Genomic DNA, 12,706 nt, shown 5'->3' with positions numbered 1-12,706 from the left:
CGACTCCTCCGTCGCGATCCACCAGAACTCAACGACACGCGGCAACCCCCAAACCCCCCCCCCCCCCCCCCCCCCCGCCCCCGCGCGTTGGGCCCGGCGGGCCCAAACTCCACCGGCGGGGGTGGGTGGCGGCCCCGCCCGGCGGGGCGGCCCCCCCCCCGCGAAGGCGTCGTCGTCGGCTTGTCGATCTGGTGGAAGAAGTTGTCTCCCGATGGCCGCAACGCCAATCAGGTGACGAGTCAGGCGCTGACCGACCTCGGGGGCTCGGCGACGTTTTACGACTGCCTGGTGGAAGTGGAGCCAATGCATTGACAAGCTTCGGAGCGGCGGACTCGGACGGGTTTGGTGGAAGGCGTCTAACCCGATTGTCGGAGACCGGCCGAAAAGCTAGGATCTCGTTTCCGCACGATCATTCTAAAATCATATAAAGGAGACGCCGTATGGAGAAACCCTGGCTGAAGTCTTACCCGTCCGGCGTGCCTGCGGAGATCGATCCATCCGCGTATCGGTCCGTTTCGGAGCTGCTCGAGGACAGCTTTCGCGCGAATCGCGATCGCCGCGCGTTCGTGTGCATGGGCCAGGCGATCACGTACGCCGAACTCGACGCGATGTCGAGAAAGCTGGCCGCGTGGTTCCAGAAGCGAGGAATGAAGCCGGGCGCGCGCGTAGCGCTGATGATGCCGAACGTGCTGCAGTATCCGATCGCGATCGCGGCGGTATTGCGCGCGGGTTACATCGTCGTCAATGTGAATCCGCTTTACACGCCGCGCGAACTCGAGCATCAGCTCAAGGACAGCGGCGCGGAAGCAATCGTCATTTTGGAGAATTTCGCCGGCACGTTGCAGGCGGTCGTCAAGAACACGGCGATCAAACATATCGTCGTCGCGGCGATGGGCGATCTCATGGGTTTGAAAGGGGTTCTCGTCAACTTCGTCGTGCGCAGCGTGAAGAAGATGGTGCCAGAGTGGAAACTGCCTGGCAGCGTCCGATTCAACGAAGCGCTGAGCGAAGGCGGCCGCGGCACGCTCCAGCCCGTCACCCAAAGTCCAGATGACGTCGCGTTCCTGCAGTACACCGGCGGCACGACGGGCGTCGCGAAAGGCGCGACGCTCACGCATCGCAATCTGATCGCGAACACGCTGCAGTCAGAAGTGTGGCTCGACCCGGCCCGCAAGCGCCGTCCCGACATCGATCAGTTCGTTTGCGTGGTCGCGCTGCCGCTTTATCACATCTTTGCGCTGACGGTCTGCGGCATGCTCACGATCCGTACCGGCGGCCTTGGCGTGCTGATACCGAACCCGCGAGATATCGCCGGAACCATCAAGGAACTGAAGGGCGTTCCCATCAACACATTCCCGGCCGTCAACACGCTCTACAACGCGTTGTTGAATCATCCAGACTTCAACAAGCTCGATTTCTCGAAGCTCATCGCTGCGAACGGCGGCGGGATGGCCGTGCAGGAAGCCGTCGCGAAGCGCTGGTTCGCGGCGACCGGCGTGCCGATCGTCGAGGGTTACGGCTTGTCCGAAACCTCGCCGTGCGTGACCTGCAATCCGGTGACGGCGACCGAATACACGGGCACGATCGGCTTGCCGCTTCCGTCCACGGAAATCTCCATCCGCGACGACGACAACAACGAAGTGCCGCTCGGCCAGCCCGGCGAGATCTGCATTCGCGGCCCGCAGGTGATGGCGGGCTACTGGAATCGTCCCGACGAAACCGCGAAGGTGATGACCCCCGACGGCTTCTTCCGCTCAGGCGACGTCGGCGTGCTCGATGAGCGCGGCTACGTGAAGATTGTCGATCGCAAGAAGGACATGATTCTCGTCTCCGGCTTCAACGTGTATCCGAACGAGATTGAAGATGTTGTCGCGATGCTGCCCGGGGTGTTCGAAGTTGCCGCGGTGGGCGTGAAGGATCAGGCGTCGGGCGAAGCGGTGAAGCTCTTCATCGTGCGCAAGGATGCGAGCCTGACGGAAGCGGATGTCATCGCGTACTGCAGGGAACGGCTGACCGGCTACAAGCGTCCGCGCATGATCGAGTTCCGCAACGAGTTGCCGAAGAGCAATGTCGGCAAGATCTTGCGGCGGGAATTGCGCGACGGCCGCGCGTAGCGGCTGCATCGTCCGAAGCGAAAAGCCTTCGTGTCGCGAGATGCGAAGGCTTTTTTGTTGCCCGCAGCGGAACGAAAAAAAGGCGCCCGAAGGCGCCTTTCAGTGCGTACTGCTTTGTTACGACCTTATTAGAACTTGTGGCGGATACCGACAACAGCGGCAACCTGGTTCGACGTCGACGACGCCGACAGGCCGTTGATGTTCGCAACCGCAGGGCGGTTCAACGAATCCGTGCCGCTTGCGTGCTGGTAGATACCGTCGATGTACACGTCCGTGCGCTTCGACAGGAAGTAGTCCGCGCCGAGCATGCCTTGGTGGTACTTGGCATCGGCCAGGCCGTAACCCTTCGTGTAGTCATATGCCACGCCCAGCAGCAGGGCCGGGGTCAGCTGATACTTGAAGTTGATTTCGGCGTTATGGAACTTGCCCGAGCCGCCCGTGTAGCCAGCCGGGTTCAGGCCAGCGCCTGCTTCGTTGTTGACGTCCTTGAACTGCGTGTTGCTATACGTCGCGCCGATGGTCGCTGCGCCGAACGTGTAAGCACCGCCAGCCGAGATGACTTGCTGCGTCTTGGCCGATGCGAAGCCCGAGTACACGCGGCTCGACATGTTCGAAGCCGTAGGCGTCGTGGCAGCGTTGCGGCTCGTGGCGTTGTTGCCGAAGAACGAGTAGTTCGGGTCCTTGACGTTCAAGTAGCCCGCGCCCAATTGCAGCGGACCCTGCGAGTAGCCGAGACCAACCGACCAGATCTGGTTGCGGTTGAACTGGCCAGCTTGGCCGCCGAGGCTGTACAGGCCGCCGAACGTGAAGCCGGCGTAGTTCGCGCTCGTGTACTTGATCGCGTTGTTCACGCGATTCGAGTTGTTCATGTTGTCCAGGTCGCCCGGGTGCGCGCCGAAGTACGACGCCCACTGGCTACCGACTTCGAATGCGCCGGTGTAGTCAACCACGGAGTCGTACTGGCGACCCAGCGTGACCGTACCGAATTGCGTCGAGCCCAGACCGACATAAGCCTGGCGGCCGAACAGGTCGCCGCCTTGGCCCAGCTGGCCGTTGAACACGTTGAAGCCGCCTTCCAACACGAAGATGGCCTTCAGACCGCCACCGAGGTCTTCCGTGCCGCGCAGGCCCCAACGGCTACCTTGCAGGTTGCCGCTGTTCATGGAGTACAGCTTTTGGCCGTTGCTGTTGTTGTTGTACGCGAAGCCAGCGTCGATGATGCCGTACAGCGTCACACTGCTCTGCGCATGTGCGGCGCCTGCGAATGCGCCCAGTGCGGCGAGAGCGAGAAGCGACTTTTTCATTGATTGAATCTCCAAGGAGTGTTTGCGACTTTTGGCAAGGTCACTGTTCTTAGCGCCAGTGTGTTGACGGTCCCTGCCTGCTTCTTAACGAAGGTGACACGTAATGTAACAAAGAGGCTTTAACGGACAAAGGAAAAGGGGCTGGTCCGCCGGACTCATGTGACGTTTACGCAACAGGCGCTAAAATGTTGGTTTTGCAGGATATTTGCGACCCGTGTTTGCCCTAATTACCAAAACAGGTGCTTCATAAGGGGCGATCGGGCGGTCGACGGTGTCAGGTTGGTGCCATATTCGCGATCAGACTTCGAGCCTGTAATCCGGAGAAATCGCACATGCTCCGTGGCCGCTGAACGCGGTATCCGGCAAGCCCGCGCCCCTTCGGCGCCAGTCGATGTGCGCTAAAATTCGCGTTTTCCGCGAGCGTCCGCTCCGTCTGCGGACCATGAAGAGAGAGGTGACACCATGACGCTCGATGAAGTCATCAGCGAATTCGATCGAGGCTTGCGGTCCATGACGGGCGTGAGCCGCATGTCGCGTCCGATTCCTGAATCGACGATGTCGCCTCTGGACGCGACCGGCGATGTCCTCTCGGAACAATCGCAACTCACCGAAGAAGAACGCGCCCATTCGGCCGGACTGATGCGCGTGAATCACGTTGGCGAAGTCTGCGCGCAAGCGCTTTATCAGGCGCAGAAGCTCGCCACAAGCTCGCCCGAGCTCAAGGCCAGTTTCGAGCGAGCGGCGCGTGAAGAGGAAGACCATCTCGCGTGGACATCGACGCGGCTGAAAGATCTGGAATCGCGGCCGAGCCTGCTGAACCCGTTGTGGTACGCGGGTGCGCTGGCGATCGGTTTCGTCGCGGGGCGCTTCGGCGATCGCGCGAGTCTCGGCTTCATGGCCGAAACCGAGCGTCAGGTCGAGCAGCATCTCGATGGCCACATGAAGACCTTGCCCGTCAACGATCACGCATCCCGCGCGATCGTCGAGCAAATGCGTCTCGATGAAAGCGCGCACGCCGCAGCAGCAATCGGCGCTGGTGGGAGCGAGGTTCCGTTTCCGGTGCGCGCGTTGATGCGCGCAGCTTCCAAAGTCATGACGCGCACGGCCTATTACATATAGTGTGACAAAGCCTCGTTCGCTCGCTTGCCGGGTCGAGCGAGGCATTCGCCGCCGAAACTCATCATCGAATCAAAAAACGGCTGTAAGAACCGTTACATTTCCCTCATTTCGCCTGCTCTTTTCACGTACTACCTTCACATCCCGCACTAGCTCTCTAATTCATAACGGTTTTCTCTTTTGCCGTTACTTCAAGCTCCTGCGCTAAGTCCTTGTTCTAGCAAATAAAAAGCACTCGAAAAAAAGGTACGCGTCTTGACCGAGGAAATGCGTTCCTCTAAAGTGGGAGACAGTGTGAGAAAGTGGTCTTTTGTGTGATTCACAACCCATTTTCGAGCAAAACTGGAGAGGGACGGGCGTCGTGGTGGGCGTCCGAAAACGGGGAGAAGGGCGAGTGTTCCAAGGGGCGTCGGCGCTGACGCTCGATGCGAAAGGGCGGATGTCGGTTCCGTCGCGCTATCGGGAAGCGCTGCAAGGGCAGGCAGAAGGCCGGGTGACGCTCACGAAGAGCCCGGATGGATGCCTGTTGCTCTTTCCCCGCCCGGAGTGGGAAGTCTTCCGCGCCAAGGTCGCCGCGCTTCCGATGGAAGCCATGTGGTGGCGGCGCATCTTTCTCGGTAATGCAATGGATGTCGAACTCGACGGCAACGGGCGCGTGCTGGTCTCGCCCGAGCTGCGCGCTGCCGCGTCGCTGGAAAAAGAAGTGACGCTGCTCGGCATGGGCGCGCACTTCGAGTTGTGGGACTCGCAGACTTACGCGGCGAAGGAAGCTGCGGCCATGGCGCAGGGCATGCCCGACGCGCTGAAAAATTTCACTTTCTGACGCGGCGCTGAACAACATGGCTCCTGCGATGGGAAATGAACTGCAGCATCGCACGGTGCTGCTGAAGGAAGCGGTAGACGGGCTGCTCACGCGCGCGGACGGCATCTATATAGATGGCACTTTCGGGCGCGGCGGTCATAGCCGGGCGATTTTGCAGCGACTGGGTGACGCGGGGCGGCTGATCGCCTTCGACAAGGATCCTCTCGCGATCGCCACGGCGCAACAGATTCAGGATTCGCGCTTTTCGATCGTGCACGACAGCTTCGCGGCGTTGCGCGACGCGGCGAGCGAGCGCGGAGTAGGGCGGGTGTCGGGCGTGTTGCTGGACCTTGGCGTGTCGTCGCCGCAGGTGGACGACCCGGAGCGCGGCTTCAGCTTCCGCGCAGAAGGTCCGCTCGACATGAGGATGGACCCGACTCGGGGCGAGTCGGCGGCAGAGTGGCTCGCGCGTGCCACGGTGCAGGAAATCACGGAGGTCATCAGAGATTATGGGGAAGAACGGTTTGCTTTTCAGATTGCAAAGGCGCTTGTTGCTCGCCGGGCAGAGTCCGACCGTCTTGGGCCTCTCGACAGCACGCGCGAGCTTGCCGAAATCGTGGGTCACGTCGTCAAAACCCGTGAAAAGGGCAAGGACCCGGCAACTCGCACCTTTCAGGCTATACGGATTCACGTCAATCAAGAGCTTGCGGAGCTGCAGGTAGTACTCGAATCGGCATTGGCATTGTTGGAGCAAGGGGGGCGGCTGGTCGTGATCAGCTTTCATTCACTCGAAGACCGGATCGTCAAGCGGTTCATGCAGGCGCACGCGAGCGCGCCGGCGGTGGACCGTCGTTTGCCGATCCGCGCGGTCGATCTTCCCAGCCCGCCGCTGCGCGTGGTCGGCCGCGTGTTTCCGAGTGATGCCGAAGTCGCCGATAACCCGCGCGCCCGTTCCGCGGTGATGCGTATCGCCGAGCGGATCGCGCCATGAATCGCCTCAATATCTTCCTGCTCATCATCGTGCTCGGGTGCGCGCTGTCGGTCGTCAGCTCCACCAATCAGCAGCGGGAGATTTTCATCGACTTGCAAAGGGCGCAATCGCAAGAGCGTCAACTGCAACAGGATTACGCGCAGTTGCAGTACCAGCAGAGCGCGTTGTCGAAGACATCGCGCATCGAGCAGTTGGCCACCAACTCACTGAAAATGCAGCCCGTGACGACCGGCCGAACGCAATATCTCACCTACGACACGGCCGCCAACAAGGCCGCCGACGCACCCATGCCGCCGCCGCTGCCGGCGTCGGCGCCGCCTGCACGCGGAGCCAAGCGATGAAAAAGTCCGCGAAGCAGAAAGACATCGCTCACACGCCGAATCCGCTTCTCGCCGTGCGCCTGCCCATGTGGCGCTCGAAGCTCGTCGTGTTCCTGCTATTCATGGCGTTCGTCGCGCTGGCCGGGCGCGCATTCTGGATTCAGGGCCCGGGCAACGCGTTCTTCAAGAAACAGGGCGAAAGCCGCTATCAGCGCACGCTCGAAATGCCTGCGACGCGCGGGCAGATTCGCGACCGTAACGGCCTCGTGCTCGCAACGAGTTTGCCGGTGAAGGCGATCTGGGCGATTCCCGAAGCCGTGCCGAACGATCTCGGCGCGGACAAGTTCGCGCAATTGTCCAAACTTCTCGAAATGCCGGAAAAAGAGCTTCGCGCGAAGCTCTCGATGGACAAGACCTTCGTCTATGTGAAGCGCCAAGTGCCGCTCGAAGTCGCGCAGAAGGTCGCCGCGCTCGACATTCCCGGCATCTATTCGCGCGGCGAATACAAGCGCTTCTATCCGGAAGGCGAAATCACCGCGCACCTGATCGGCTTTACTAACATTGAAGACAAGGGACAGGAAGGCGTCGAACTCGGCGACCAGAACGTCCTCGCCGGCACGCCGGGCATGCGCCGCGTCATCAAGGACCGCATGGGCCATATCGTCGAGGACGTCGACGAGCAAGTCGTGCCGCACAACGGCGCGGACGTCGAACTTTCGATCGACAGCAAGATTCAGTACATCGCATACACGAACCTGAAGGCCGCCGTCGAGAAGACGAAGGCGAAGGCCGGCGCGGCAATGGTCATCGACGTGAAGACGGGCGAAGTGCTCGCGCTCGTCAACTATCCCACGTACAACCCGAACGATCGTTCGCGGATGACCGGCGAGCAGTTGCGCAACCGCATTCTCACGGACACCTTCGAGCCGGGCTCGATCATGAAGCCGTTCACCGTTTCGCTCGCGCTCGATCTGCATCGGGTGACGCCGAATACGCTCGTCGAAACGGGCGGCGGCGTGTTCGTGCTCGACGGCGCCCGCATTACGGACGATTCTGGCTTCGGCACGCTCACCGTCGGCGGCGTGATTCAGAAGTCGAGCAATATCGGCGCGACCAAAATTGCGATGCAATTGCGTCCCGAGGAAATGTGGAACATGTACACGAGCATCGGGCTCGGTCAGGCGCCGAAAGTCGGTTTTCCGGGCGCCGTGACCGGGCGTCTGCGCCCGTGGAAGAGCTGGCGACGCATCGAGCAGGCGACGATGTCGTACGGCTACGGCCTGTCCGTGTCGCTGTTCCAGCTCGGGCGCGCGTACACGGCCATCGCGAACGACGGCAAGATCCTGCCGGTCTCGATTTTCCGCACGGCGGGCGATCAGCCGCCGCTCGGTCAGCAAGTGTTTTCGCCGACTACCGCGCGCGAAGTGCGTGCGATGCTCGAAACCGTCGTGTCGAAGGGCGGCACGTCGCCGGATGCGGCGGTGGCCGGCTATCGCGTCGGCGGCAAATCGGGCACGGCGTACAAGCATGCGGGCCACGGCTACGACCATTCGAAGTACCGGGCATCGTTCGTCGGCATGGCGCCGATGCCGAATCCGCGCATCGTCGTGGCCGTATCGGTGGATGAACCGACGGTCGGCAGCCACTTCGGCGGTCAGGTGTCGGGTCCGGTGTTCTCGGGCATCGTCGGCGATACCTTGCGCGCGCTGAACGTGCCGCCCGATATGCCAGTGAAGCAAATGGTCGTGACGGACGATTCGAACTCCGCCACGCAAGCGGCCGCCAAGCAGCCGGCGAATACGAACAACGCGAATACCGCGAAGAAATTCGCGGTGTCGAGCAATACGAAGACGCACCCGGGAGTCGTGCGATGAGCGCGCAAACCCGACAGAGCAAGATGCAAAAGGACGTATCACAAGCCGTTCAATGGCTGCGCGCCCACGCGCAGCCCGAGGCGCAATTGCACGCCGACACGCGCTCGCTCAAAAGCGGCGACGTGTTTCTAGCCTATGCGGTCGACGGCGCGGACAACCGTCCGTATCTGGACGCCGCGCTCGCCGCAGGCGCGGCTGCGGCGCTCTATCAGCCGGAGAATTTCGCGGGCAAGCCGGACGCGTCGAAGACGCTCGCGGTGAAGGCGCTGAACGAACTCGCGGGCCCGATCGCATCCGCGTGGTACGGCGAGCCGACCGCGTCGATGCTTACCGTCGGCGTGACGGGCACGAACGGCAAGACTTCGTGCAGCCAATGGATCGCGACTGCGCTCTCCGCGCTCGGCCGTCCGTGCGCCATCGTCGGCACGCTCGGCATCGGCATGCCGGGCAAACTCGTGCATAGCGGCTTCACCACGCCCGACGCGCCGCAGCTTCAGCGCAATCTTGCGCAATTGAAAGCTCAGGGCGCGGAAGGCGTCGCGATGGAAGTGTCGTCGCATGCGCTGCATCAGGGGCGCGTGAACGGCGTCGATTTCGATATCGCCATCTTCACGAATCTCACGCAGGATCATCTCGACTACCACGGCACGTTCGAGGCGTACGAAGCGGCGAAGGCGCGTCTTTTCGCATGGCCGTCGCTGAAGACGGCAATCGTCAATCGCGACGATGCGGCCGGTCAGCGTCTGATCGAATCGCTGCGCGGCAAGGTGCGGACAATTGCCTACGGCGTCGAGATGCCCGCCGATGCCGCGCCGAGCGCCGACGCGTTCCTGCTCGCAACGCAAGTCCGCGCGACTGCGACCGGCACTGCGTTTCATCTGTCGTCGGACTGGGGCGAAGCCGATGTCGAAGTCGGCACGCTCGGCACGTTCAACGTGAGCAATCTGCTTTCCGTGCTCGGCGTGCTGCTCGAAGTGGGCGTGCCGTTCGATGCCGCCATCGCGCGCATCGAAAAGCTCGAATCGGTCAACGGCCGCATGGAGCGTCTCGGCGGACGCATTCAGAGCGACGAGCCGCTCGTCGTGATCGACTACGCGCACACGCCCGACGCGCTCGACAAGACCCTCACCGCGCTGCGCCCGATCGCCGAGGCGCGCGGCGGCGAGCTCGTCTGCATGTTCGGCTGCGGCGGCGACCGCGACGCCACCAAGCGTCCGCTGATGGGCGAAATCGCCGAACGCCTCGCGGATCAGGTCGTCATCACGAGCGACAACCCGCGCAGCGAAGATCCCGTCGCGATCATCGATCAAATCGCCGCCGGCATGAGCGACGCCGCGAAGGCGCGCCGCGTCGAAGACCGCGCGAGCGCGATTCTGCAAGCAATACGAAGTGCGGCGCGCGAGGACGTCGTCGTGCTCGCCGGAAAAGGGCACGAAGCCACGCAGGAAATCATGGGCAAGAAGCGCGCGTTCTCGGATCAGGATCACGCGCGTCTCGCGCTGGCCGCACGCGCCACACAACAACGCGGAGGCGGCGAATGACGATGTTCACTTTGCGCGAAGCCGCCGCGATGATTCCCGGCGCAGTCCTTAAGGGCGATGCGGGTATCGCCATCGCGCGCGTCGTCACGGACAGCCGCGGCGTGCAGGCCGGCGATCTGTTCGTCGCGGTGAAGGGCGATCGCTTCGATGCGCATGATTTCCTCGATCAGGTGGCGAAGAGCGGCGCGGCTGCTGCGCTCGTGTCGCGCGACCCGAGCAACTCCGGTGCCTGGCCACTTCCGGTTATCAAGGTAAAGGACACGCGCGCGGCGCTCGGTGCGTTGGCGCACGGCTGGCGCAAGCGCTTCACGATGCCGCTCGTCGCGGTCACGGGCAGCAACGGCAAGACGACGGTCAAGGAGATGATCGCGTCGATCTTCGCGGCTGCGGTCGGCGAGGAAGCGCGCCTCGCGACGGCGGGCAACCTCAATAACGACATCGGCTTGCCGCTCACGCTGTTTCGTCTGAAGGCGTCGCACAAGCTCGCGGTCGTCGAACTGGGCATGAATCATCCGGGCGAAACCGAAGTGCTCGGCAAGATCGCCGCGCCGGATGTCGCCGTCGTCAACAACGCGCAGCGCGAGCATCAGGAATTCATGGCGACGGTCGAAGCGGTCGCGCTCGAGCACGCATCGGTCATTCATGCGCTGGGCGATACGGGCACGGCCGTGTTTCCCGCCGACGACCAGTACGCCGTCTTCTGGCGCACGGCCGCGACCGGCAACGCGATCATCGATTTCGCGCTGACCGCCGATGCATCGCAGGCCGCCGTCACCGGTACGCTCGAAGGCACGACGGTCCACATGCAAACGCCGCAGGGCGCGGTCGACATCGCGCTGAACGTGCTCGGCGAACACAACGCGCGCAACGCAATGGCGGCGACCGCGGCAGCGCTTGCCGCAGGCGTTTCGCTCGATGTCATCAAGCGCGGTCTCGAAGCGTTCGAGCCGGTTAAAGGCCGCTTGCAGGTGAAGCGCGCGATGCTCGGCGCGCTCGCCGGCGCGACCGTCATCGACGACACGTACAACTCGAATCCCGATTCGATGCGCGCCGCGATCGACGTGCTCGCATCGCAGGCAACGCCCCGCGTGCTCGTGATGGGCGACATGGGCGAAGTCGGCGAGGAAGGTCCCGCGTTTCATCGCGAAGTCGGCGCGTATGCGGCGGAGTGCGGCATCGATGCGCTCTTCGCGCTCGGCGCCGCGAGCGTCGATTCGGTGAACGCATTCAACGCGGCCGCATCGAAGCAAACCGCGCAGCATTTCGCCGATGTCCGCGAACTGCTCACCGCGCTCGAACAGGCAGGCTACGGCAACAAGGCCACGTATCTCGCGAAAGGCTCGCGCTTCATGAAGATGGAGCGCGTGGTGGATGCCTTGACGAGTCCACAACAACCCGCAGCGGGCCATGCGCCCGCTGCACATTGATTCACTGAAGAGAAGGACCAGCATGCTACTCGCACTCGCGCAATGGCTTCAGAATGACGCCAGCTTCATGCGCGTGTTCACCTACATCACGTTCCGCGCGGTGGGCGCCACGGCAACGGCGCTTCTGATCGGTCTCGTCTGCGGCCCGTGGGTCATCCGCAAGCTGACCTTGCTCAAGGTCGGCCAGGCCGTGCGCAAGGACGGCCCGCAGACGCATCTCGTGAAGTCCGGCACGCCGACGATGGGCGGCGTGCTGATCCTCATCGGCATTGCCATTTCCACGTTGCTGTGGGCCGATCTCACGAACCGTTTTGTGTGGATCGTGATGCTCGTCACGTTCGGCTATGGCGTGATCGGCTGGGTGGACGACTATCGGAAGGTCGTGCACAAGGATCCGCGCGGCATGTCGTCGCGCGAGAAGTATTTCTGGCAATCGGTGATCGGCCTGTTCGCGGCGGTGTATCTCGCGTTTTCCGTGTCCGAAGCGAACAACGCGCGCGTGTTCGATCTCTTCATGGCGTGGGTGCGCAGCGGCCTCTCGATGGGCCTGCCCGCGCGCGCCGACCTGATGCTGCCGTTCCTCAAATCGATCACGTATCCGCTCGGCGTGTGGGGCTTCATCGCGATGACCTACTTCGTCATCGTCGGGTCGAGCAACGCCGTGAATCTCACCGACGGCCTCGACGGCCTCGTCATCATGCCGGTCGTGCTGGTCGGCGCGTCGCTCGGCGCGTTCGCGTATGTGATGGGCTCGTCGGTCTATTCGAAGTACCTGCTGTTCCCGCACATTCCCGGAGCGGGCGAGCTTTTGATCTTTTGTTCCGCAATGGGTGGCGCCGGTCTCGCGTTTCTCTGGTACAACACGCACCCCGCGCAGGTCTTCATGGGCGATGTCGGCGCGCTCGCGCTCGGCGGCGCGCTCGGCACGATCGCGGTGATCGTTCGTCAGGAAGTCGTGCTGTTCATCATGGGCGGCGTGTTCGTCGCGGAAACGCTTTCCGTGATGCTGCAGGTCTTCTGGTTCAAGTTCACGAAGCGCCGTTATGGCGAAGGCCGCCGTTTCTTCAAGATGGCGCCGCTGCATCACCATTACGAGCTGTCCGGCTGGACCGAGACGCAAGTCGTGGTGCGCTTCTGGATCATCACGTTGATGTTGTGCCTGTTCGGTCTGTCGACGTTGAAGTTGCGTTGATTCATTCAAGTTTCGGTAAAAGGTA

At 62.6% G+C, this 12,706-nt stretch carries 10 protein-coding genes; 9 read left to right on the top strand and 1 reads right to left on the bottom strand.

The annotated features are described in order from the left end of the window. Positions 1 to 440 precede the first annotated feature (440 nt). Positions 441 to 2,114, top strand: coding sequence for a long-chain fatty acid--CoA ligase (locus NCR93_RS11960; RefSeq protein ID WP_250478830.1), 1,674 nt, complete (start codon positions 441 to 443; stop codon positions 2,112 to 2,114). A 128-nt stretch (positions 2,115 to 2,242) separates the two neighbouring features. Here NCR93_RS11960 and NCR93_RS11955 read toward each other — a convergent pair whose 3' ends face one another. Then, the gene (locus tag NCR93_RS11955) at positions 2,243 to 3,418 is read right to left on the bottom strand and encodes a porin (protein WP_008343007.1); all 1,176 of its coding nucleotides are present in this window, start codon (positions 3,416 to 3,418) and stop codon (positions 2,243 to 2,245) included. A gap of 462 nt (positions 3,419 to 3,880) precedes the next feature. On the opposite strand from NCR93_RS11955, the gene coq7 reads away from it, so the two are divergent. From coq7 to mraY, 8 genes are all read left to right on the top strand, one after another. Next, positions 3,881 to 4,537, top strand: a complete 657-nt coding sequence (coq7, locus tag NCR93_RS11950; RefSeq protein WP_034471434.1) for a 2-polyprenyl-3-methyl-6-methoxy-1,4-benzoquinone monooxygenase — start codon at positions 3,881 to 3,883, stop codon at positions 4,535 to 4,537. Between the two features lie 391 nt (positions 4,538 to 4,928). Further along, a complete protein-coding gene (gene mraZ / locus NCR93_RS11945) occupies positions 4,929 to 5,357 on the top strand; it encodes a division/cell wall cluster transcriptional repressor MraZ (RefSeq protein ID WP_008343002.1) in 429 nt (142 codons plus the stop codon). A gap of 28 nt (positions 5,358 to 5,385) precedes the next feature. Beyond that, positions 5,386 to 6,327, top strand: coding sequence for a 16S rRNA (cytosine(1402)-N(4))-methyltransferase RsmH (gene rsmH / locus NCR93_RS11940; protein WP_008343001.1), 942 nt, complete (start codon positions 5,386 to 5,388; stop codon positions 6,325 to 6,327). Then, positions 6,324 to 6,668 (top strand): cell division protein FtsL, encoded by a 345-nt coding sequence (gene ftsL, locus NCR93_RS11935; protein WP_008342999.1) that lies wholly within the window; start codon positions 6,324 to 6,326, stop codon positions 6,666 to 6,668. Before rsmH ends, ftsL begins: the two co-directional genes overlap by 4 nt. Continuing rightward, positions 6,665 to 8,521 (top strand): peptidoglycan D,D-transpeptidase FtsI family protein, encoded by a 1,857-nt coding sequence (locus NCR93_RS11930; RefSeq protein WP_008342998.1) that lies wholly within the window; start codon positions 6,665 to 6,667, stop codon positions 8,519 to 8,521. The genes ftsL and NCR93_RS11930 overlap by 4 nt, the downstream gene beginning before the upstream one ends. Next, positions 8,518 to 10,062, top strand: coding sequence for a UDP-N-acetylmuramoyl-L-alanyl-D-glutamate--2,6-diaminopimelate ligase (locus tag NCR93_RS11925; RefSeq protein ID WP_250478829.1), 1,545 nt, complete (start codon positions 8,518 to 8,520; stop codon positions 10,060 to 10,062). Before NCR93_RS11930 ends, NCR93_RS11925 begins: the two co-directional genes overlap by 4 nt. Next, positions 10,059 to 11,489, top strand: a complete 1,431-nt coding sequence (locus tag NCR93_RS11920) for a UDP-N-acetylmuramoyl-tripeptide--D-alanyl-D-alanine ligase (RefSeq protein ID WP_250478828.1) — start codon at positions 10,059 to 10,061, stop codon at positions 11,487 to 11,489. Before NCR93_RS11925 ends, NCR93_RS11920 begins: the two co-directional genes overlap by 4 nt. Before the next feature lie 22 nt (positions 11,490 to 11,511). Continuing rightward, complete coding sequence (gene mraY / locus NCR93_RS11915; RefSeq protein ID WP_008342993.1) at positions 11,512 to 12,681, top strand: phospho-N-acetylmuramoyl-pentapeptide-transferase; 1,170 nt, start codon at positions 11,512 to 11,514, stop codon at positions 12,679 to 12,681. Positions 12,682 to 12,706: the final 25 nt, after the last annotated feature.

It is taken from the genome of Caballeronia sp. ATUFL_F1_KS39, assembly GCF_023630985.1.
GTDB lineage: Bacteria > Pseudomonadota > Gammaproteobacteria > Burkholderiales > Burkholderiaceae > Caballeronia > Caballeronia zhejiangensis.
The sequence above is the reverse complement of the archived record's forward strand: the minus strand, read 5'-3'. Positions and strand labels throughout refer to the sequence as shown.

Excerpts from the sequence above, each read along its gene's own strand:
- NCR93_RS11955 (WP_008343007.1), bottom strand. The coding sequence starts at position 3,418 with ATGAAAAAGTCGCTTCTCGCTCTCGCCGCACTGGGCGCATTCGCAGGC.
- NCR93_RS11930 (WP_008342998.1), top strand. The coding sequence starts at position 6,665 with ATGAAAAAGTCCGCGAAGCAGAAAGACATCGCTCACACGCCGAATCCG.
- ftsL (WP_008342999.1), top strand. The coding sequence starts at position 6,324 with ATGAATCGCCTCAATATCTTCCTGCTCATCATCGTGCTCGGGTGCGCG.
- NCR93_RS11960 (WP_250478830.1), top strand. The coding sequence starts at position 441 with ATGGAGAAACCCTGGCTGAAGTCTTACCCGTCCGGCGTGCCTGCGGAG.
- NCR93_RS11925 (WP_250478829.1), top strand. The coding sequence starts at position 8,518 with ATGAGCGCGCAAACCCGACAGAGCAAGATGCAAAAGGACGTATCACAA.
- coq7 (WP_034471434.1), top strand. The coding sequence starts at position 3,881 with ATGACGCTCGATGAAGTCATCAGCGAATTCGATCGAGGCTTGCGGTCC.
- NCR93_RS11920 (WP_250478828.1), top strand. The coding sequence starts at position 10,059 with ATGACGATGTTCACTTTGCGCGAAGCCGCCGCGATGATTCCCGGCGCA.
- rsmH (WP_008343001.1), top strand. The coding sequence starts at position 5,386 with ATGGGAAATGAACTGCAGCATCGCACGGTGCTGCTGAAGGAAGCGGTA.
- mraY (WP_008342993.1), top strand. The coding sequence starts at position 11,512 with ATGCTACTCGCACTCGCGCAATGGCTTCAGAATGACGCCAGCTTCATG.